The organism is Parvibaculum sp. MBR-TMA-1.3b-4.2 (genome assembly GCF_053628815.1).
Genome location: NZ_JBRJHC010000001.1, coordinates 2,101,664 through 2,121,417, shown reverse-complemented (window position 1 = coordinate 2,121,417; position 19,754 = coordinate 2,101,664). Strand labels below are relative to the sequence as shown.

The 19,754-nt window shown below is 63.1% G+C and carries 19 protein-coding genes; 10 read left to right on the top strand and 9 right to left on the bottom strand.

Annotated elements, in window-relative coordinates; all coding sequences use genetic code 11:
• Window positions 1-38: 38 nt before the first annotated feature.
• The 3 genes from ACSSVQ_RS10155 to ACSSVQ_RS10145 are packed head-to-tail and all read right to left on the bottom strand — an operon-like array spanning window position 39 to window position 2,208.
• Window positions 39-839: a thioesterase family protein gene (locus ACSSVQ_RS10155; RefSeq protein ID WP_454182784.1), complete on the bottom strand. Its 801-nt coding sequence runs from the start codon at window positions 837-839 to the stop codon at window positions 39-41.
• Between the two features lie 17 nt (window positions 840-856).
• The gene (locus ACSSVQ_RS10150; RefSeq protein WP_454182782.1) at window positions 857-1,462 is read right to left on the bottom strand and encodes a DsbA family protein; all 606 of its coding nucleotides are present in this window, start codon (window positions 1,460-1,462) and stop codon (window positions 857-859) included.
• A 17-nt stretch (window positions 1,463-1,479) separates the two neighbouring features.
• The gene (locus ACSSVQ_RS10145) at window positions 1,480-2,208 is read right to left on the bottom strand and encodes an SDR family oxidoreductase (RefSeq protein WP_454182780.1); all 729 of its coding nucleotides are present in this window, start codon (window positions 2,206-2,208) and stop codon (window positions 1,480-1,482) included.
• 87 nt (window positions 2,209-2,295) lie between these two features.
• On the opposite strand from ACSSVQ_RS10145, the gene ACSSVQ_RS10140 reads away from it, so the two are divergent.
• On the top strand, window positions 2,296-2,787 hold the full coding sequence (locus ACSSVQ_RS10140) for a winged helix-turn-helix transcriptional regulator (protein ID WP_454182778.1): 492 nt from the start codon (window positions 2,296-2,298) through the stop codon (window positions 2,785-2,787).
• A gap of 55 nt (window positions 2,788-2,842) precedes the next feature.
• Here the strand turns inward: ACSSVQ_RS10140 and cysK are convergent, their stop codons facing one another.
• The 6 genes from cysK to ubiE form a co-directional block, all read right to left on the bottom strand.
• A complete protein-coding gene (cysK, locus tag ACSSVQ_RS10135; protein WP_454182776.1) occupies window positions 2,843-3,802 on the bottom strand; it encodes a cysteine synthase A in 960 nt (319 codons plus the stop codon).
• Window positions 3,803-3,887: 85 nt separating this feature from the next.
• Complete coding sequence (locus ACSSVQ_RS10130) at window positions 3,888-4,337, bottom strand: RrF2 family transcriptional regulator (protein WP_293328601.1); 450 nt, start codon at window positions 4,335-4,337, stop codon at window positions 3,888-3,890.
• A gap of 47 nt (window positions 4,338-4,384) precedes the next feature.
• Complete coding sequence (dut, locus tag ACSSVQ_RS10125; RefSeq protein WP_293328579.1) at window positions 4,385-4,846, bottom strand: dUTP diphosphatase; 462 nt, start codon at window positions 4,844-4,846, stop codon at window positions 4,385-4,387.
• Window positions 4,843-6,087, bottom strand: coding sequence for a bifunctional phosphopantothenoylcysteine decarboxylase/phosphopantothenate--cysteine ligase CoaBC (coaBC, locus tag ACSSVQ_RS10120; protein ID WP_454182774.1), 1,245 nt, complete (start codon window positions 6,085-6,087; stop codon window positions 4,843-4,845). The genes dut and coaBC overlap by 4 nt, the downstream gene beginning before the upstream one ends.
• Window positions 6,088-6,227: 140 nt before the next feature.
• Window positions 6,228-7,931, bottom strand: coding sequence for an AarF/UbiB family protein (locus ACSSVQ_RS10115; RefSeq protein WP_454182772.1), 1,704 nt, complete (start codon window positions 7,929-7,931; stop codon window positions 6,228-6,230).
• Window positions 7,932-7,946: 15 nt separating this feature from the next.
• Window positions 7,947-8,771 carry a bifunctional demethylmenaquinone methyltransferase/2-methoxy-6-polyprenyl-1,4-benzoquinol methylase UbiE gene (gene ubiE, locus ACSSVQ_RS10110; protein ID WP_454182770.1) on the bottom strand — a complete coding sequence of 275 codons (825 nt, stop codon included), beginning with the start codon at window positions 8,769-8,771 and terminating at the stop codon, window positions 7,947-7,949.
• Window positions 8,772-8,826: 55 nt separating this feature from the next.
• On the opposite strand from ubiE, the gene mutM reads away from it, so the two are divergent.
• The 9 genes from mutM (at window position 8,827) to gyrB (ending at window position 19,661) form a co-directional block, all read left to right on the top strand.
• Window positions 8,827-9,732 carry a bifunctional DNA-formamidopyrimidine glycosylase/DNA-(apurinic or apyrimidinic site) lyase gene (gene mutM / locus ACSSVQ_RS10105; RefSeq protein WP_454182768.1) on the top strand — a complete coding sequence of 302 codons (906 nt, stop codon included), beginning with the start codon at window positions 8,827-8,829 and terminating at the stop codon, window positions 9,730-9,732.
• Window positions 9,733-9,743: 11 nt separating this feature from the next.
• Window positions 9,744-10,154: a hypothetical protein gene (locus ACSSVQ_RS10100; protein ID WP_454182766.1), complete on the top strand. Its 411-nt coding sequence runs from the start codon at window positions 9,744-9,746 to the stop codon at window positions 10,152-10,154.
• A gap of 36 nt (window positions 10,155-10,190) precedes the next feature.
• Entirely contained in the window at window positions 10,191-10,967 is a 777-nt protein-coding gene (locus ACSSVQ_RS10095; RefSeq protein WP_293328585.1) for an enoyl-CoA hydratase, read from the top strand.
• A gap of 200 nt (window positions 10,968-11,167) precedes the next feature.
• On the top strand, window positions 11,168-11,431 hold the full coding sequence (gene rpsT / locus ACSSVQ_RS10090; protein ID WP_293328586.1) for a 30S ribosomal protein S20: 264 nt from the start codon (window positions 11,168-11,170) through the stop codon (window positions 11,429-11,431).
• 667 nt (window positions 11,432-12,098) lie between these two features.
• A complete protein-coding gene (locus ACSSVQ_RS10085) occupies window positions 12,099-12,581 on the top strand; it encodes a rhodanese-like domain-containing protein (RefSeq protein WP_454182764.1) in 483 nt (160 codons plus the stop codon).
• A gap of 228 nt (window positions 12,582-12,809) precedes the next feature.
• Window positions 12,810-14,381 carry a chromosomal replication initiator protein DnaA gene (gene dnaA, locus ACSSVQ_RS10080; RefSeq protein WP_454182763.1) on the top strand — a complete coding sequence of 524 codons (1,572 nt, stop codon included), beginning with the start codon at window positions 12,810-12,812 and terminating at the stop codon, window positions 14,379-14,381.
• A gap of 411 nt (window positions 14,382-14,792) precedes the next feature.
• Window positions 14,793-15,908: a DNA polymerase III subunit beta gene (gene dnaN / locus ACSSVQ_RS10075; RefSeq protein ID WP_454182761.1), complete on the top strand. Its 1,116-nt coding sequence runs from the start codon at window positions 14,793-14,795 to the stop codon at window positions 15,906-15,908.
• A gap of 82 nt (window positions 15,909-15,990) precedes the next feature.
• The gene (recF, locus tag ACSSVQ_RS10070; protein ID WP_293328590.1) at window positions 15,991-17,169 is read left to right on the top strand and encodes a DNA replication/repair protein RecF; all 1,179 of its coding nucleotides are present in this window, start codon (window positions 15,991-15,993) and stop codon (window positions 17,167-17,169) included.
• 35 nt (window positions 17,170-17,204) lie between these two features.
• Window positions 17,205-19,661: a DNA topoisomerase (ATP-hydrolyzing) subunit B gene (gyrB, locus tag ACSSVQ_RS10065; RefSeq protein ID WP_454182759.1), complete on the top strand. Its 2,457-nt coding sequence runs from the start codon at window positions 17,205-17,207 to the stop codon at window positions 19,659-19,661.
• The last annotated feature ends 93 nt before the right edge of the window (window positions 19,662-19,754 follow it).

The following is a 19,754-nucleotide window of genomic DNA, read 5'->3' as shown; positions in this document are numbered from 1 at the left end:
GCCATGCTCCGGGGTTTCTGTCAAATGGAGGCGGGGGCTTACTCAGGCAAGGGCAACAGCACGGCGCTTTGGCAGGAACGCCCGATCCGCCCATAAACGTCGAAGATTTCCGATTCCGTGAAACCGCGCCCGTCGCCCCACCAGTCGCCGCGCTGGGCGACGCCGATCCATTCGCCTCGCGGCGCGCGCGACAGATGGAAGGAGAGGTCGGCATTGGGCCAGCCCGCCGCATTGGGCCGCGTACCGCTGTCGGTCACGGTGAAGAGGGTGGAAACATCCGCCACGGCCATGGCATCGGAAAAGGGCGTGGGCGAAGTGTGGAAAGGCCGATGGAGGCGGAACCATTTCGCCCGCGTCCCGTCCTTATGCAGCGTGTCGCGAATGTCCACCAGGTCGAGGAAACCCTGCTGCGTGTTCTTGGCGAAGATTTCCGGCATCTCCCAGGCGGGATAGCTCTCCGGCTCGAATGCCGTTTTATCGGGCGCGCCGGGCAGGCCGTCGATCTCTACGGGCTGCTGGAAACAGGCGACAGCCTTGGTTTGCAGCTTGCCGTTGGCGTGAAGCTCGTTTTCCAGAACCGCAATGCGGCCGCCTTCGCGCACCGGCGTCATCCGGCTTTCGATTTCAGTGAGCGGCAAGGGACGCAATAGATAGACATGCGCCGAGACAAGCGCGCCCAGGCTGCGTTCCTCAGCCATCATCTCCATCTCGCCGACGGCCAGCGCGCTCGCGGCGCCGCCATGCATGCCGCCAAACGGGCCTTGTGCTTCCTGGCGGGGGTGCCAGAGATTGCCGTCACGGGAGAAAACCGGCGCGAGATCCGTCGTCGACACACTCATGGAACTGACCCTTTGTCTTAACCGGCGGCGATGGCGTCTTCGACATCGCGCAAGCTGTCCTTGCCGAAATAGATATCGCCGTCGACGAAGAAGGTAGGAATACCGAAAGCGCCGCGCGCCACGCTATCCTCCGTATTCGCAACGAGCTTTGCCTTTACCGCCGGGTCCTGAATGCGCTCCAGGATATGTGCGCCGTCGATCCCGGCGTCGTTCAGCACCGCGCAGATGATGTCCGGGTCGTCCATCTTCTTCGATTGCTCCCACATCGCGGCCATCACCGCCTCGAAATAGGGCGCGAGCATATCGTCCATCTCCGCGGCAATGGCGCCGCGCATGATCTGCAGCGTGTTGACGGGGAAATGTTCGTTCATACGGAATTTGTCGATCCCGTGCTTCTCGATGAAGCGGCGCATTTCCAGCGCCTGATACTCGCCTTTGTTCTGGATGCCCTGATTGGCGATCATCGGCGACACATTGTTGGTGGCCTTGAAGATGCCGCCCAGCAGCACCGGCACATAGGTGAATGCGACACCGGTGCGCGCTTCGATTTCCGGCACGACCTTGTGCGCGAGATAGGCGTTCGGGCTGCCGAAGTCGAAATGAAACTCGACATTCTTCGTCATGATGTGTCCTTCGGAGGTCAGAATTTTTCCATCCACGGCCTGAGATCAAGCTCATGCGTCCAGGCATCGCGCGGCTGGTTGTGGAGATACCAATAGGCCTCGGCGATATGATCGGGATTGAGGATGCCGTCTTCCTCCTTCAGCGCGTAGCGCGCCGGAAAGTTCTCGGCGATCCATTGCGTGTCGATGGCGCCGTCGATGATCGAATGCGCTACATGAATGCCTTTCGGTCCCAGTTCGCGCGCCATGCTCTGGGCGAGCGCGCGCAGCGCGAACTTGGCGCCCGAAAAGGCGGAGAAGCCCGCCCCGCCGCGAAGGCTCGCCGTGGCGCCGGTGAAGATGATGGTGCCGTGTCCGCGCGGGAGCATCGCCTTTGCCGCCTCGCGGCCGGCAAGGAAGCCCGCAAAGGCGGCCATCTCCCATACCTTGCGATAGACCCGCGCCGTCGTTTCGGTGATCGGGAAAAACACATTGGCGCCGATATTGAAGACCACGACCTCGAGGGGTGCGACCTCGCGTTCCACATGGGCGAAGAGGTCGATGGTTTCTTCTTCCGACCGCGCATCGCAGGCGTAAGGGTGCACCTCGCCGCCCGCCTGTTCGATTTCCTGCACCAGCGGCTGCAGCTTGTCGATGGAACGGCGCGTGATGCAGGTGGCATAGCCTTCGCGCGCAAACCGTTTGGCGATGGCACCGCCTGTGGCATTGCCCGCGCCGATGACCAGCGCGGCTTTTCTTTCGCTCATCGCCCGGCTCCCTTCCGAGGTATCAGTTCTCTTTTCGAACTAATACTTAGATTGAGTTCCGAAAAGGAACCTGTCAAGCTGCAATCCATGAGATGGGAAGAACTCGACCGGCAGCCCTGTTCGCTTGCCCGCACCCTGTCGGTGCTGGGCGACCGCTGGACATTGCTCGTGATCCGCGACTGCTTCATGGGCGTGCGCCGCTTCGAACAATTCGAGGCGCGGTTGGGCATTGCGCGTCATGTGCTGGCCGACCGGCTGAAAAAGCTGACGGAAGCGGGTGTGCTTGCAAAGGTGCCTTATCAGGACCGGCCCCGGCGCGAGGAGTACCGCCTGACGGAAAAGGGTCTCGCCCTCCATCCGGCGCTGATCGCGCTCTTGGATTGGGGCGACCGTTACATGGCCGGTCCGGAAGGCCCGCCCGTGCAGCGCCGCCACCGCACATGCGGCCATGTCACCCATGGCGTCACGGTCTGTTCGGAATGCGGCGAACCGCTCGACCCGCGCGAGATGAGCGTCGAGCCCGGCCCCGGCGCGCCGGACGACTTGCCCCTGCCGGAACGATCGGGGAAAACCTGCTGACACGAAAAAGCCCCCGGCGAGTGCCGGGGGCTTTCGACTTTCAAGGAATGTCGGCTCAGAGCCCGTCGAACAGCGGCGTGGAGAGATAGCGTTCCGCGAAGGAGGGGATGATGACCACGATGGTCTTGCCCTTCATCTCCGGGCGGATGGCCACTTCAAGCGCCGCGGCAATGGCCGCGCCCGAGGAAATCCCGCAGGGAATGCCCTCTTCCTTCGCCACGCGACGTGCATGGTCGAAGGCGTTCTCATTGCCGATGGTGATGACCTCGTCGATCAGGGCGCTGTCCAGATTGCCCGGCGCAAAGCCCGCGCCGATGCCCTGGATCTTGTGCGGGCCGGGCTGGCCGCCGGACAGCACGGGGCTGTCTTCCGGCTCCACGGCGATCATCTTCAGCTCGGGCTTGCGTGCCTTCAGCACCGACCCGACGCCGGTGAAGGTGCCGCCTGTGCCGACGCCGGAGATCACCGCATCCACCTCGCCGTCGGTGTCGTTCCAGATTTCCTCCGCCGTCGTCTTGCGATGGATTTCCGGATTGGCCGGATTGTCGAACTGCTGCGGCATCACCGAATTGGGGTTCTGCGCCATCAGCTCCTCGGCGCGCGCAATGGCGCCCTTCATGCCTTTTTCCGGGGGCGTCAGCTCAAGCTGCGCGCCCAGCAGCGCCAGCATCTTGCGCCGTTCGATCGACATGCTTTCCGGCATGCAGAGAATGAGCTGGTAGCCTTTCGCCGCGCAGACAAAGGCAAGCGCGATGCCCGTATTGCCGGAGGTCGGCTCGATGATGACGGTCTTGTCGTTGATCTTGCCCGCCTTCTCCAGCGCCTCGATCATGGCGACGCCGATACGGTCCTTCACGCTGGCCAGCGGATTGAAGAACTCCAGCTTCAGCAGGATGTCGGCCTGCGCGCCGGCCTCCTTCGCCATCTTGTTCAGGCGCACCAGCGGCGTATTGCCGATCGTTTCGGTGATGTCGTTATAGATGCGTCCGCGTCCTGGCTTGTTTTCTGCGCTCATTGGAGCCTCCCGGGCTACAGCAATTCCAGGAAAAGTGGGAACCGGTTTTCCGTCCGGAATTGCGCTGAATAGATTTTCTAACCGGTTAGATGGTGAAATCGGCGCTGGGCGTCTCGGCGCCCACGCCGGTGGCCTCCGCCTTGCGGCACAGATCCTCGATGGTAACGGCGTCGAGCTTTTCCATGACTTCCGCCTGCACTTCCTCCCAAAGCGGCGCGATCACGCGCTGGCTGAGGGCAGACGGGCTTTCCGTCGCCGGTTCGTCGGACGCTTCCATCGCGCCGACGACGCGAACGACTTCGCCCGCCGTGATGCGCCGCCTCTCCCGCGCCAGCGTATATCCGCCGCGCGGTCCCCGCACGCCTTTCAGGATATTGGCATGCACGAGCTGCTGCATGACCTGCTCCAGATAGCGCTGGGGAATACCCTGTCTCTGGGTGATTTCCTTCGACTGAACGGGGTCGGGCCGCGCATTGATGGCGACATCCACCACGGCTTCCAGCGCCAGCCATGTCTTTTTCGACAGTCTCAGCATAGTCACTCGCCCTCCCTCATTTCATGATCCTTCACGTCGTGCCCGGCTCACTTCGTGCCGGTGGAGCCGAAGCCTCCGGCGCCGCGCTCCGTTTCGTCCAGCGTCTCGACCGGGCGGAGCCGCGCGCGCGTCACGGGCGCAATCACCATCTGGGCGATACGCATGCCGCGGTCGATCGTCACCGGCTCTTCCCCGAGATTGACGAGGATGACCTTCACTTCGCCCCGATAGTCGCAATCGACCGTGCCGGGCGTGTTGAGAACGGTGACGCCTTGCTTGGCGGCGAGGCCGGAGCGCGGGCGTATCTGCGCCTCGAACCCTTCGGGCAGCGCAATGGCAAGGCCTGTCGGCACCATCATCCGCTTGCCGGGCTCCAGCACCGCATGACCTGCTTCGGGCAGGGCGGCGAGAAGATCCATGCCCGCAGCACCTGTCGTTTCATAGCGCGGCAGCGGCAGGCCTTCGGCATGGTCGAGCTGGCATACCTTCACGTCGATCTCGGGATTCATGTGGCGGATTTCCCTTTTTTGAAATGATCGGCGATGCGGTGCGCGAGGCGTCCTGCGACTTCGCGCTTGCTGGCGCGGGGCCAGTCCTCCGCGCCCTGTGCGCTGATGATGTGAACCAGATTGTCGTCTCCGCCCATGATGCCGGTGGCGGGCGACACGTCGTTTGCAACGATCCAGTCGCAGCCCTTGCGCTTGAGCTTGTCGGTTGCGTGCGCGATGACCTTTTCGGTCTCCGCCGCAAAGCCGACGACGAGACGCGGCCGCTTCTTGCCCTTGAGCGCGGAGAGCGTCGCCAGAATGTCCGGGTTCTGTTTCAGTTTCAGATGCAGCCCGTCTTCGCCGTTCTTCTTCATCTTCTGGTCGGCGCTGGCTTCGACGCGCCAGTCGGCGACGGCGGCGGCGCAGATGGCGATGTCGGCAGGCAGCGCCGCTTCGCAGGCGGCCAGCATCTCATTGGCCGTTTCCACGTGATGCACGCTTACCCCGGCCGGGTCGGGCGTTGTCGACGGACCGGCAACAAGAACCGTTTCCGCGCCCAGCGCCGCGAGCGCGGCGGCAATGGCGTGCCCCTGCTTGCCCGAAGAACGGTTGGCGATATAGCGCACCGGGTCGATGGGTTCATGCGTCGGACCGGACGTGACAAGCGCCTTCAGCCCCTTGAGCGGCTGGCCGGCGGTAAATGCGGCTTCGCCGAAATGCGCTTCCACGGCCGCGACGATTTCCATTGGCTCCGCCATGCGGCCCGGGCCGAACTCGCCGCAGGCCATGTCGCCTTCATTGGGCCCCACGAAGGAAATGCCGTCGCGTTTCAGCGTGGCGATATTGCGCTGGGTGGCGGCATGCTCCCACATGCGCACATTCATGGCAGGGGCGATCAGCACCGGCTTGTCGGTCGCCAGAAGCGCCGTGGTGGCAAGATCGTTCGCCAGCCCCCCGGCCATGCGCGCCATGAGGTCGGCGGTGGCGGGCGCGACGACCAGCAGGTCGGCGTCGCGGGAAAGCTCGATATGCCCCATCTCCGCCTCGTCGGTGAGGTCGAAGAGATCGGTAAACACCTTTTCGCCCGTCAGGCTGGAGACGGAGAGCGGCGTGACGAATTCATGCGCCGCGCCGGTCATGATGGCGCGCACACCCGCCCCGCGCTCGCGCAGGCGGCGGATCAGCTCCAGGCATTTATAGGCCGCGATGCCTCCGCCGATGATCAGCAGAATGCGTTTGGCCTCGAGAGAACTCTTGTCCACGGTGAAACCCCGTATGGCCTGAGGGTGCTTTCGTCCCGAGAGAGGGACATATCACACTTCCATTGATGGTAATATAGGGTTCCACTGCCGCTATTTGTAGATCGAAATTATTGTTGGAAAGCGGCGTGTTTTTTCAGCCGCTAGAAAATCGCGACCGCCAGAAGGGCGATCAGCGCCCCGGCGATGAGCCAGAGGGCGGGATGGGTACGGGACTCGCTCTTGAGGGAGCCGGGGTGAACCTTCACGCCCTGATCGTCCACATTGTCGGCCAGCAGCCTCGTGGCCCGCTCCGCGCGTTCCAGTATGTCCGGCAGATTGGCGAGGACGCGGCCCATCTGCACCGCGCCGGCGGCGGCTTCCTCCAGCCGGTGTTCGGGCGTCGCCTGATCGGTGATCCATTCCTTCACCACAGGCTCGGCGCTCTCCCAGATATTGTGATCGGGGTCGAAATGCCGGGCGACGCCTTCCACCACCACCATGGTCTTTTGCAGCAGGATGAGTTCCGGCCGCGTCCGCATGTCGAATTGTTCGGTGACCTGGAAGAGCTGGGAGAGCAGGCGGCTCATCGAGAGTTCGCCGAGCGACTTGCCCCAGATCGGCTCGCCGATGGAGCGCAGCGCCTGCGCAAAGGCGTGGCGGCTCTTCGTGCGCGGCACATAGCCCGCCTCGAAATGCACGTCTGCGATACGCGGATAATCGCGCAGCAGGAAGCCCATCAGGATGTCGGCGAGGTAACGCCGTTCATGCGGTCCGATCCGGCCCATGATCCCGAAATCGACCGCCACCAATACGCCGTCCGCATCGACGAACAGGTTTCCCTGATGCATGTCGGCATGGAAGAACCCGTCGCGCAGCGCATGGGTCAGGAAGGATTGAATGACCTGGCGCCCCAGCGCCTTCATGTCATGGCCCGCGTCCACCAGCGCGTCGCGGTCCGAGGCCGGAATGCCGTCCACCCATTCGATGGTGAGCACACGCCGGGCGGTGCGCTCCCAGTCCACGGCGGGGACGCGGAAGCCGACATCGTTTGCCGTGTTCTGCGCCATCTCCGAAATCGCCGCCGCTTCGAGCCGGAAATCCATTTCCAGCCGCACGCTGTCGGCCAGCGTCTGCACCACCTCGACGGGGCGGAGCCGCCGCGCGGGCTTGTAGAAACGTTCGATTGTTTCGGCGGCCCAGAAGAAGCTGTCGAGATCGTCGACAAAGCGCGCTTCCACATTGGGACGCAGCACTTTCACCGCTACGTCGAGCCCCTGATCGGGCGCCGTTTCCTCGGCGGACACGTCCAACGCCTCGACGACCTCCTCCGCCCCGGCCGCAGGCGAGGCGTCGATGGGCTCGGCGATTTCTGCCGGTGTCTCATCCGCGCCGCCTTGCGGGTTTTCGGGCTCGGGCATGGTATGCGCGTGATGCACCTGTGCGATGGAGGCCGCGGCGATGGCCTCGGAGAAGCTCTCGTAAAGTTCGTCAACCGGCTTGCCGAGATCTTCCGCGATGATCCGGCGCGCCTCTTCGGCGGGGAAGGGCGGCAGCTTGTCCTGCAGGCTGGTGAGGTCGGCGGCGAGATCCGCGCCGATTACATCGGGGCGCGTGGCAAGGAACTGCCCGAGCTTGATATAGGAGGGGCCGAGATTGGCGAGCGCCACGGCGAGCCGCTCGCCCACGCTGCCTTCGATATGTTCGGGTTCTTCTTCCCAGGGCAGGCGGATTTTCGCCAGAGGCAGCAGCATCAGCAAAAGCTTCGGCATTTCGCGGCGCAGCTCGAGCGGAAACAGCGCGTCATGGCGCCCGAGTTCGCGCGCGGCCCTGGCGAGCCGGATGCTGTTGCTTATGGCGCGAAACATGGCGCGCGCCTTTCTCTAGAGCCGCCAGCCGGAATGGATCGCGGCGACCCCGCCGGTCAGGTTCCGGTAGCTGGCGCGCGCGAAACCGGCTTCTTCGATCATGCGCTTGAAGGTCTCCTGATCGGGGAAGCGGCGAATGCTTTCGACGAGATACTGGTAAGGGTCGCCGTCGCCGGTCACCCATTTGCCGATCCTGGGAATCGCTGCGAAGGAATAGCTGTCATAGACCTTGTCGAGCAGCGGCACCGGTACCTGCGAAAACTCGAGGCAGAGAAAGCGTCCGCCCGGCTTCAGCACGCGGCGCGCATCGGCCAGCGCCTTGTCGATATGGGTGACGTTGCGAATGCCGAAAGCGATCGTATAGGCATCGAAGCTGTTGTCGGGAAATGGCAGTTTCTCGGCATCGCCGCAGGCGAATTCGCATTTGTCGGCAAACGCCTTCGCCTCTGCGCGGTCCTGCCCCACCATCAGCATGTGTTCGTTGATGTCGCAAACCGTGACCGAGCATCCCTCGCCGCCGCGTTCCAGAAAGCGGAAGGCGATGTCGCCCGTGCCACCCGCCACGTCGATGAGGTGGAAGGGCCGGGCGGTGCGCGGCGGGTTCAGCATGTCGATCATGACCTGCTTCCAGGCGCGATGAAGCCCGCCCGACATGAGGTCGTTCATCAGGTCGTAGCGGCTCGCCACCTGCTCGAACACATTGTGAACGAGCCCGGCCTTGTCGTCCTCTGCGACGGTCTTGAATCCGAAATGTGTGGTCTTGCTGTCGGTCATACTCGCATCTGCACTTGCCCGCCCGGGCGATGGGTTGCGCGCACCATGGCTATGGCCGCGGACCATAGCGGAGCCGGGCGGAAACCGCTACTTTCCTGCGCTTCATGTTAACGGAACGCGTATGCCGGAACTGCCTGAAGTCGAAACCGTCCGCCGGGGCCTCGCCCCTGCCATGGAAGGCCGCGTCATTGCCCGTCTCACCCAGAGGCGGCCCGATCTGCGCTTTGCCTTGCCCGAGGGGTTCGCCGCGCGGCTGACGGGACGCCATGTCTCGCATCTGACGCGCCGGGCGAAATACATTCTCGTTCATCTCGACCCCCGCAAAGACGATCCCGCCGAAGTGCTGCTCATGCATCTGGGTATGTCGGGACGTTTCACCATTCTCCCGCCCGGTTCGGATGCCGCTTCGCCGGGCGTCTTTCACCACCCTGCGCCCGCCGAGCGAACGGAAGGGGCGGGCTTCGGCCCGCATGACCACATCGTTTTCGATATGGAAGACGGCACCCGCATTGTCTATTCCGACCATCGCCGTTTCGGCTACATGGATCTGATCGCGGAAGACGCATTGGAGGAAAGCCCGCATCTTGCCGCACTGGGACCGGAGCCGCTGGGCAACGAATTTTCCGCAAAAACCCTGTCGGAAAAACTGAAAGGCAAGCGCACGCCCATCAAATCCGCGCTGCTCGATCAACGCGTCGTGGCGGGTCTGGGCAATATATATGTCTGCGAGGCGCTCTTCCGTGCTGGCATCTCGCCGCGCCGCCTCGCCATGAATGTGGCGGGGCCCCAACGTAGCGAGAAGCTGGTGCGCACCATTCGCGATGTCCTCACCGAGGCGATTGCCGCAGGGGGATCCACGCTTCGCGACTATGCCCATACCGATGGCGAACTCGGTTATTTCCAGCACAGTTTTTCGGTCTATGACCGGGAAGGTGAAGTCTGTTCAAATCCGGGTTGCGGGGCTACGGTGAAGCGCATCGTCCAGTCCGGGCGATCCACTTTTTTCTGTCCGCGCTGCCAGAAATGACACGCAAGATAATGACACTTCGCCGGATGACCCGCCGCCTCACACATATCTTTGCTGCCCTGCTCGTCTCGATGCTTCTGGCTGCGCCCGGGAGTGCGCGGGCGGATGACGACGGCTTTCTGAGTGCAGTGGACGATATGCCGCTTATGCCGGGCCTGGCGGAAACGGGCGATGGCGGCATCGCCTTCGACAAGCCCACGGGCCGCATCGTGCGCGCCGTGGCAACGGGAGATGTGTCGGAGAAGGATGTACGCAGCTTCTACATCGGAACGCTGCCGCAGCTTGGCTGGGTGCGCGAAAAGAAGCTCGAACTGATCGGCGATCTCTTGGTCTTCCGCCGCGAACGGGAGCGGCTGGAAATCCAGATCGTGCCCGAAAGCGCCGCACACACCGAAGTCCGGTTCTCCATCGAACCCGATTGATCTTTGCAATACCCCATACGCTGAGGAGAAACTCACATGGCCTATCAGACCATTCTGGTCGAAAAGAAAGGTGCTGTCGGCGTCGTCACGCTGAACCGCCCCGAAGCGCTCAACGCGCTCAACCGGCAGCTGATGGACGAGATGACGGCCGCGCTCGATGCCTATGAGGCCGACGAGCATATCCATTGCATCGTGATCACCGGATCCGAAAAGGCCTTCGCCGCGGGCGCCGACATCAAGGAGATGCAGCCCAAATCCTACATGGATGTCTTCAAGGAAGATTTCATCACCGCCAACTGGGAACGCCCCACGCGCTGCCGCAAGCCGGTCATCGCGGCGGTGGCGGGCTATGCGCTGGGCGGTGGCTGCGAACTCGCCATGATGTGCGACTTCATCATCTGCGCCGACAATGCGAAATTCGGTCAGCCCGAGATCAAGCTCGGCGTGATGCCCGGCGCCGGCGGCACGCAGCGCCTCACCCGTTTCGTGGGAAAGTCCAAGGCGATGGAAATGTGCCTCACCGGCCGCCTGATGGATGCCGAGGAGGCGGAACGCTCAGGGCTCGTAAGCCGCGTCGTGCCGCTCGACAAGCTGCTGGACGAGGCGATGAAAGTGGCCGATACGGTGGCCTCCATGTCGCTCCCCATTGCGATGATGACCAAGGAATCCGTCAATCGCTCCTATGAGACGACGCTTTCTGAGGGTGTGCGTTTCGAGCGCCGCCTCTTTCACTCCATGTTCGCCACCGACGACCAGACTGAAGGCATGGCGGCCTTTGTGGAAAAACGCGAGCCGCATTTCCGCAACAGCTGAGCGGGCGATGCGACTTTTCGGCGGAAAATGGGCTTTTTTGCCCCATTTTCCCCGGTTGACGAGGGCCGGGCAGGCGCGTATAACCCCGGCTTCCTGAGACGGGTTCCGCTTTTTCGGGCGGCGTCCGCTTGATCGTATAAATGCGCCGGGTTGCGCGCCGGAAACGGCTGATCCCCGGCATGTCCGAAGGTTCTGGAAACATGGCGAATACCGCTTCCGCCAAAAAGGCGATCCGCGTGATCGAGGCGCGTACGGCCGTTAACAAGGCCCGTCGCAGCCGTGTGCGCGGCTTCATCCGCAAGGTTGAAGAAGCGATTGCGAGTGGCGACCGGCAGGCGGCGCAGAGCGCGCTGCAGGCGGCTCAGCCCGAGATCATGCGCGCTGCGCAGAAGGGCGTGATCCACAAGAACACGGCCTCCCGCAAGGTGTCGCGGTTCGCGCATCGGGTGAAGGCGCTCGGCTGAGACCGGTCGTCGCGCCCTGCCGGCTGAACGCCCGGCAGCGTCTGCGCGCAAATACTGAATAAGCACTTCCGGTACGCCGGACCGCGGCCTGCGAGACATCGTTTCGCAGGCCGTTTTGTGTCATGGATTCGTGTGCGTATTGTCACACTCTTCGTGTCGCAGATGCGGCAACGCGAAAACGACCGAAATGGTCCCGATTCAAGAAATGATTGTGCCACAGGGGTTTGTCGCAACGGTATGTGTTTGTTGCGCTCCGCAACCACTGCATGTTGGTGTCAAGAAGCGGTCGCGGCAGACGAAAGTTTTTTGACGAATCGGATTCTTTGGCTTGCCTCTCCGGGGGCCTCTCGGTATGTTTAATGACCTCGGAGGGCCCACATGAATACTGAATTTCGAGTGGTTTTTATAATAAAAAATCCTGGTTTTCAGTATTCGCGGACTCGGTCACGAGATAAATTATAGTATCCAGGCAGATAGCAGATCCCTGCGGGGCGCGGTTTTCAGGACAGCGCCGTCGGGAAGCTTGTATCCGGAACGTCTCCTTGAACCTCCGGCGGGGACCGGCGGTTGAGGAATACGCAGAAGGGTGAGGCGCGGGCTTTCCGGTTTCCGGGATCCTGTCGGTTCTGGAGCGGGGTGATGGCGCGACGTGCCTGAAGGGGATTCGATGTCGGAAGCGGGCGGCGGGAAAGAGGCGGTCCAGCCTGAGATTTTGCCTGATACAGATGCGGGATATGCCGGCGATGTGACGCCGGCGGAAGCCTGGCGGGTATTGACGGAAAATCCGCGGGCGCTGCTGATCGATGTGCGGACCAGGGCCGAATGGGCCTTTGTCGGCCTGACCGATCTTGCGCATCTCGGCAAACAGCCGGTTCTGATCGAATGGGTCTCCCAGCCGGATATGACACGCAACCCCGAATTCGAGAGTCATGCCGCCGAAGCCATTTCGGAGGCGGGCGGCGATGTGCCGGTTTTCTTCCTGTGCCGCTCGGGCGCGCGCAGCAAGGCGGCGGCCATCGCGATGACGGAGCGGGGCTTTGGCCTTTGCTACAACGTCGACAGCGGTTTTGAGGGCGATCTCGATGACGATCGCCACCGGGGACGGCGGAACGGCTGGAAGGTCGCCGGTCTTCCCTGGATGCAGAGCTAGCACACCGCGGAAGTGGGGTCGGTGCCGCCCGGCATCGGATCTGCGGAGTGTTTGGGGGTCGGGCCTTTTCGGTCCGGTTTTACAAGATGGGGCACCCGGTCGGGGGCTCCGGCGGTTGAGGCAGACATCGTGGCGAATGAAGCGGAAAACAGCCGGCAGTTCAAAGAAGCCGGCGGGCCTCGTGGGGACGGTGGCAAGGCGGAAGGCGGTGAAAAGGGGATGCGGCCAATGGATACGAATATGGGAACGATGGAGTCCGGTCCGGTTGTCCGCAACGTGACGGAGGCAAGCGAGCCCGCCGCGGCGGTGAATATGGACAGCACCGCGCTCGCCCAGCAATGGCATCGCATTCGCGCGCGTCTGAAAGCCGAAGTCGGATCCGCGACATTCGATAGCTGGTTCAAGCAGCTCGAACTGGTCGGCGTGAATAATGGTCGGGTGCTGCTGTCGGTGCCGAGCCGTTTTCAGCGCGACTGGATCGTTTCCAATCATGCCGACCGTCTGGCGAAGCTCTGGACGCAGGAAAATGTCGCACTCGGCCGCGTCGAAATTCTGACGGCGGGCAGCGCCGTTCCGGAAGCGGTGGCGCGCGCGCCCGAACCCGAAGCCGGCAATCATGCAGAAACAGTGCGCAACGAAGAAGCGCCTGCCGCGCAGGCATCCCCGGCGCCGGCTGCTCCCGCGGCGCCGACCGCCTCGCCCGGAAAACTGCAATTCGAGGTGCCGGCGGGCTTTGAGGATGCGGGCGTCGGTGCGCCGCTCGACCCGCGTTTCACCTTTGACGCCTTTGTTGTCGGCAAGTCGAACGAGCTGGCGCATGCCGCCGCGCGCCGCGTGGCCGAGGCGAGCGATGTGAGCTTCAACCCGCTCTTCCTTTATGGCGGCGTGGGACTGGGCAAAACGCATCTGATGCATGCGATCGCCTGGGAAATCCGCAACAAGCAGCCCGAGCGCAAGGTGCTGTATCTCTCCGCCGAAAAATTCATGTACCAGTTCGTGCGCGCGCTGCGTTTCAAGGACACCATGGCCTTCAAGCAGCAGTTCCGTTCGGTGGACGTGCTGATGATCGACGACGTGCAGTTCATCTCTGGCAAGGATTCCACGCAGGAAGAGTTCTTCCATACCTTCAATGCGCTGATCGACCACAACCGTCAGGTGATCATTTCCGCCGACCGCTCTCCTTCCGATCTGGAGGGGATCGAGGAGCGCATCCGCTCGCGGCTTGGCTGGGGTCTGGCGGCGGACATCCACCCGACCGATTACGAGCTGCGCCTCGGCATCCTGCAGGCCAAGGCCGAGGAGATGATCCAGCGCAACGGCCCGATCGAGATCCCGCAAAACGTGCTGGAGTTTCTCGCCAACCGGATCGTGTCCAATGTGCGCGAGCTGGAAGGTGCGCTGAAGCGCGTGGTCGCCTATGCCTCGCTGGTGGGTCGTCCCATCACGCTGGATATGGCGCAGGACGTGCTGCGCGACCTGTTGCGCTCCAACGACCGCAAGGTGACCATCGAGGAGATCCAGCGCCGCGTGGCGGAGTATTTCAATGTCCGCCTGTCGGACCTTCTCTCCGCCCGCAGGGCCCGCGCCGTCGCCCGGCCGCGCCAGATCGCCATGTATCTCTCCAAGCAGCTCACTACCCGCTCCCTGCCTGAAATCGGGCGCAAATTCGGGGGCCGCGACCACACCACCGTCATCCACGCGGTGCGCAAGGTGGAGGAACTCCGGCAGGTCGATTCCGGTCTTGAGGAGGATGTGGACCTGCTTCGGCGCATGCTGGAGGGCGGTCACAGCCCGAACTGATCGCAGGCGTCGAAAAGGCCAGCGCTTTCAGGCAGTTATAAAGCGCCTTCGGAGCCTCCGAAGGCGCTGAAATGCGTGCATCCCGTCAATCATCTGATATAATTGCGTTGCGAATTTCCGCGGAGTTCCGGCCTTGGCCGGAAATGCCGGTTTCGGGGCGCGGTAGGAGGCATTTCCACGCCTTCCAGCCTTGTCCGGCAGGGTCCTCCGGTTTCCCGTTCGCATGAGTTTCGGCAGGGGCCGCGGCGCAGCTGTGCCAGCGGCCCTTGGAGTCGATGAACGGCCAGGGCTGGGGGCGGCGAACCCGTCCCGCAACGGGCCGAATGAAAACGGAACGTCCGGCGCGACCGCATTTAGCGCGCCAGGCCATGGCCCGGGCAAGGGGCCGACAGAGGGGTCCGAAGAGACAGAATGAAGATCACAATTGAACGCGGCGCACTCCTCAAATCTCTCAATCACGTGCAGTCGGTGGTGGAGAGGCGCAACACCATTCCGATCCTTTCCAACGTCCTCATCAAGGCGGAAGACGGCCAGCTTTCCCTGACCGCGACCGATCTCGATATCGAGGTGGTGGAGGCGACCGACACCGATGTCGCACAGGCCGGCGCAACGACCGCGCCCGCTCATACGCTTTACGACATCGTGCGCAAATTGCCCGAAGGCGCGCAGGTCGAACTCGCCACCCAGGACGAAGGCCGGTTGCAGCTCACCGCGGGCCGCTCGCGCTTTGCACTTCAGGCGCTGCCGCAGGAAGATTTCCCGACCATGACGGCGGGCTCCCTGCCGCATCGTTTCGAGCTGCCTGCCGAGCATATGCGCCGTCTGATCGACAAGACGCGCTTTGCGATCTCGACCGAAGAGACGCGCTATTACCTGAACGGCATCTATCTGCATGCGGTCGAGGACGGCAAGACGCCCTCGCTGCGCGCCGTCGCAACGGATGGTCACCGTCTCGCCCAGGTCGACCACGACCTGCCGGATGGTGCCTCGGGCATGCCGGGTGTCATCGTGCCGCGCAAGACGGTGCTGGAACTGCAGAAGCTTCTGGAAGGCGATACCGGCAATGTCTCGATCGGCGTGTCGGAAACCAAGATCCGCTTCGAGTTCGGCGGCGTGGTGCTGACCTCCAAGCTTATCGACGGCACCTTCCCCGATTACGGCCGCGTGATCCCGGCCGACAACGACAAGATGATGGAAGTGGACGGCAAGAGTTTCGCCGAAGCGGTAGACCGCGTCTCCACCATCTCCACGGAAAAGTCGCGTGCGGTGAAGCTCAATCTGGAAGAGGGCCGTCTCACCCTTTCCGTCACCAATCCCGACAGCGGCAGCGCCACGGAAGAGATTTCCGTTTCCTACAGCGCCTCCCCGATCGAGATCGGTTTCAATGCGCGTTACCTGCTGGACATTACCGGCCAGCTCGACGGCGAACAGGCGGTCTTCGCCTTCGCCGATTCCGGATCGCCCACCCTGGTGAAGGACACCGAGGATGCGATGGCGATCTATGTGCTCATGCCCATGCGCGTGTAAGGCCATTTGCGCGCAGGGCCTGGCGCTGTCCAGGGGCAGATTGCGGGAGTAGTGATTGCACCGATCAGGCAGGATGCTTGCCATGTCTTCGACGGACCCGGCCCCGGCCGGGCCTGACGGGACGGTGCGTCCTGCGCCGGAAAGGCTGAGCCTGGCGCGTCTGATCGTGACCGACTTTCGCTCCTATGCGCGCGCCGAACTCGATCTCGATGCGAGCCCTGTCGCGCTCACCGGCGAAAACGGAGCGGGCAAGACGAACCTGCTGGAAGCCGTGTCGCTGCTGTCGCCCGGACGGGGATTGCGCGGTGCGGCCTATGCCGATCTCGCCCGCGCCGACGGCGCAGGCGGCTGGGCGGTCTCCGCGACGCTGCGTTTGCCCGATGGCGACGAGTTGCGCATCGGTACCGGCCAGGAGGCAGGTGCGGAAAAGTCCAACCGCTCGCGCATCGTGCGCATCGGCGGGGTGAATGCCGGGCCGTCCGCGCTGGCCGAATATGTCCGTATGGTCTGGCTGACGCCTGCCATGGACAGGCTCTTCGTCGAGGGCGCGAGCGAACGGCGAAAGTTTTTCGACCGGCTGGTCATGGGCTTCGACCCCTCCCACGGCACGCGCGCCAACGCCTATGAGCGCGCGCTGCGCGAACGGAACAGGCTGCTGGCCGACGAGATGTTCGACGATGCCTGGCTGACCGGCCTGGAAGAACAGATGGCCGAACACGGCGTGGCCATTGCCGCGGCCCGCGCCGAGATGCTGGCGCGCCTGCGTGGCGCGCTCGACGCGGCCAGCGAAGACGCTTTCCCCCGCGCGGAAATCGCGCTGGAGGGGGCGCTGGAAGATCAGGTGACGCGCGATCCGGCGGTCGATGTCGAAGACCGTTTCCGGGCGCTGCTGAAAGAGATGCGGAGCCGAGACGCCGGCGCGGGCCGCGCGCTGGACGGGCCGCATCGCACCGATCTTCTGGTGCGTCACGCGGCCAAGGATCGCGAGGCGCGGCTTTGCTCCACAGGCGAGCAGAAGGCGCTGCTTATCGGCATGGTGCTCGCCAATGCGCGCCTTCTGGCGGCGCGGGGGCACCAGCCGTTGCTGTTACTTGACGAGGTTGCCGCCCATCTCGACGAGGTGCGGCGCGCAGCCCTTTTTGATGAAATTGTTGGCCTGGGTCTCCAGGCTTTCATGACGGGCACCGACCCGTCCCTGTTCGAAGCGTTTGGATCGCGCGCGCAGCATATGCGTGTCGCGGGCGGGCGTATCCACGCTTGAAAGCGCAACGGACCGAAAGACAGAAAGACGAAATCATGAGCGATGTCGAACCGACAAGGCCCGAACGTAACGAAGAAGAATATGGCGCCGATGCCATCAAGGTCCTGAAGGGGCTCGATGCGGTGCGCAAGCGCCCGGGCATGTATATCGGCGACACGGATGATGGCTCGGGCCTGCATCATATGGTCTATGAGGTCGTGGACAACTCGATTGACGAAGCGCTGGCGGGCTGGTGCGACGCTGTGAAGGTGAAGCTCAACGCCGACGGATCCGTCTCGGTTTCGGATAATGGCCGCGGCATTCCCGTGGAGATGCACAAGGGCGAAGGCGTGTCCGCCGCCGAGGTCATCATGACCCAGCTCCACGCGGGCGGTAAGTTCGACCAGAATTCCTACAAGGTGTCCGGCGGTCTGCATGGCGTGGGTGTGTCGGTGGTGAACGCGCTTTCCGACTGGCTGCGTCTGCGTGTCTGGCGCAACGGCAAGGAACATCTCATCACCTTCAAGGACGGCGTGGCCGATGCGCCGCTCGCCGTCACGGGCGACGCCCCGAAGGGAGCGGATGGCGAACCGGTCACGGGCACCGAGATCACCTTCCATCCCTCTTCGGAAACCTTCACGAAGACCGAGTTCGATTTCCCGACGCTGGAACATCGCCTGCGCGAACTCGCCTTCCTCAATTCCGGCGTGCGCATCGAGCTGACCGACAACCGCCATGTCGAGGAAAAGAAGATCGACCTCTATTACGAGGGCGGCCTCAAGGCATTCGTGGAATTTCTGGACCGTACCAAATCGCCGCTCGTGCCGGCGCCGATCACCGTGCTGACCGAGCGCGAAGGCATCACCGTGGAAGCCGCGCTCTGGTGGAACGACAGCTATCACGAGAATGTTCTGTGTTTCACGAACAACATTCCGCAGCGCGACGGCGGCACGCATCTGGCGGGCTTCCGTGGCGCGCTCACCCGCGTGGTAAATGCCTATGCGAGCGAAAGCGGTATCGCCAAGCGCGAAAAGGTCACGATCAGCGGCGACGATGCGCGTGAAGGGCTGACCTGCGTCCTCTCGGTGAAGGTGCCCGATCCGAAATTCTCGTCCCAGACGAAAGACAAGCTCGTCTCCTCGGAAGTGCGTCCCGTGGTGGAAAGCGCGCTGAATGAAGCGCTGTCGACCTGGTTCGAAGAACACCCGAACGAAGCCAAGCAGATCGTCTCCAAGGTTGCCGAAGCCGCGGCCGCGCGCGAGGCCGCCCGCAAGGCCCGCGAACTGACGCGGCGCAAGGGCGCGCTGGATGTGTCGAGCCTGCCCGGCAAGCTCGCCGATTGTCAGGAGCGTGATCCGTCCAAGGCCGAACTCTTCATCGTCGAGGGTGACTCGGCCGGCGGTTCCGCCAAGCAGGCACGCGACCGCGCCAACCAGGCTGTGCTTCCCTTGCGCGGCAAGATCCTGAATGTGGAGCGGGCCCGCTTCGACAAGATGCTGTCCTCCAATGAAATCGGCACGCTCATCACCGCGCTGGGCACGGGCATCGGGCGCGACGACTTCAATATCGAGAAGCTGCGCTACCACAAGATCATCATCATGACGGACGCCGATGTGGACGGCGCGCATATTCGCACGCTGCTCCTCACCTTCTTCTACCGTCAGATGCCCGAGGTTATCGAGCGCGGTCACCTCTATATCGCGCAGCCGCCGCTCTACAAGGTCCGGCGCGGCACCTCGGAAACCTATCTCAAGAACGAGAAGGCGCTGGTCGACTTCCTGGTCCAGCAGGGTCTGACCGACATGGTGCTGACGCTTGCCAATGGCGACCAGCGCGCCGGACCGGATTTGCGCGAAATCGTGGAAAAGGCGCGTTCCATACGCACCATTCTTGATGGCCTGCCGACGAAATACAGCCACGATGTCGTGGAGCAGGCGGCGATTGCCGGTGCGCTCAATCCGGAAGCGATGCAAAGTCCGGAACAGGCGCAGGAGGCTGCCGCCTATGTCGCTCGCCGCCTCGACATGTTGTCCGAGGAGACTGAACGCGGCTGGACCGGCGAGCCGACGCCCGATGGCGGCCTCAAGTTTGCGCGTGAAGTACGCGGCGTGCGCGAGGAAGTGATGATCGACGGTCCGCTTATCTCAAGCGGTGAGGCGGGCCGACTTGCAAGTTTCACGGACCACCTGCAGGAAGTCTACAGCAAGGCGGCCACGCTGCGCATGAAGGATGGCGACCGTGACATTCGGTCTCCCTCGCAGCTCATCAAGGCGGTTATGGAGGCCGGGTCCAAGGGCAATACGGTGTCGCGCTATAAGGGTCTTGGCGAGATGAACCCGGAACAGCTCTGGGAAACCACGCTCGACAAGGAAGTGCGCTCGCTTTTGCAGGTAAAAATCCGCGAACTCGACGAGGCCGACGATCTCTTCGTGAAGCTGATGGGCGATGTGGTGGAACCGCGCCGCGACTTCATCCGCGAAAACGCGCTTTCGGTTGCCAATCTCGATGTGTGAGCCGTCTTTGGGGTGGCGCCACGCGGGCTCCAATCGTTAACAAGTCGTTAACCATCCTTCCCTAGTTTAAGAACGCGCGTTATCCTCTTGATT

What these genes read in the sequence shown, in the direction of transcription:
- dnaA (WP_454182763.1), top strand. Translation starts at nt 12,810, where the DNA reads ATGGATACGAATATGGGAACGATGGAGTCCGGTCCGGTTGTCCGCAAC.
- mutM (WP_454182768.1), top strand. Translation starts at nt 8,827, where the DNA reads ATGCCGGAACTGCCTGAAGTCGAAACCGTCCGCCGGGGCCTCGCCCCT.
- cysK (WP_454182776.1), bottom strand. Translation starts at nt 3,802, where the DNA reads ATGAGCGCAGAAAACAAGCCAGGACGCGGACGCATCTATAACGACATC.
- ACSSVQ_RS10100 (WP_454182766.1), top strand. Translation starts at nt 9,744, where the DNA reads ATGACACTTCGCCGGATGACCCGCCGCCTCACACATATCTTTGCTGCC.
- dnaN (WP_454182761.1), top strand. Translation starts at nt 14,793, where the DNA reads ATGAAGATCACAATTGAACGCGGCGCACTCCTCAAATCTCTCAATCAC.
- ACSSVQ_RS10145 (WP_454182780.1), bottom strand. Translation starts at nt 2,208, where the DNA reads ATGAGCGAAAGAAAAGCCGCGCTGGTCATCGGCGCGGGCAATGCCACA.
- ACSSVQ_RS10150 (WP_454182782.1), bottom strand. Translation starts at nt 1,462, where the DNA reads ATGACGAAGAATGTCGAGTTTCATTTCGACTTCGGCAGCCCGAACGCC.
- dut (WP_293328579.1), bottom strand. Translation starts at nt 4,846, where the DNA reads ATGAATCCCGAGATCGACGTGAAGGTATGCCAGCTCGACCATGCCGAA.
- gyrB (WP_454182759.1), top strand. Translation starts at nt 17,205, where the DNA reads ATGAGCGATGTCGAACCGACAAGGCCCGAACGTAACGAAGAAGAATAT.
- rpsT (WP_293328586.1), top strand. Translation starts at nt 11,168, where the DNA reads ATGGCGAATACCGCTTCCGCCAAAAAGGCGATCCGCGTGATCGAGGCG.
- ACSSVQ_RS10130 (WP_293328601.1), bottom strand. Translation starts at nt 4,337, where the DNA reads ATGCTGAGACTGTCGAAAAAGACATGGCTGGCGCTGGAAGCCGTGGTG.
- ACSSVQ_RS10095 (WP_293328585.1), top strand. Translation starts at nt 10,191, where the DNA reads ATGGCCTATCAGACCATTCTGGTCGAAAAGAAAGGTGCTGTCGGCGTC.
- ACSSVQ_RS10140 (WP_454182778.1), top strand. Translation starts at nt 2,296, where the DNA reads ATGAGATGGGAAGAACTCGACCGGCAGCCCTGTTCGCTTGCCCGCACC.
- recF (WP_293328590.1), top strand. Translation starts at nt 15,991, where the DNA reads ATGTCTTCGACGGACCCGGCCCCGGCCGGGCCTGACGGGACGGTGCGT.
- ACSSVQ_RS10115 (WP_454182772.1), bottom strand. Translation starts at nt 7,931, where the DNA reads ATGTTTCGCGCCATAAGCAACAGCATCCGGCTCGCCAGGGCCGCGCGC.
- ACSSVQ_RS10085 (WP_454182764.1), top strand. Translation starts at nt 12,099, where the DNA reads ATGTCGGAAGCGGGCGGCGGGAAAGAGGCGGTCCAGCCTGAGATTTTG.
- ACSSVQ_RS10155 (WP_454182784.1), bottom strand. Translation starts at nt 839, where the DNA reads ATGAGTGTGTCGACGACGGATCTCGCGCCGGTTTTCTCCCGTGACGGC.
- ubiE (WP_454182770.1), bottom strand. Translation starts at nt 8,771, where the DNA reads ATGGTCCGCGGCCATAGCCATGGTGCGCGCAACCCATCGCCCGGGCGG.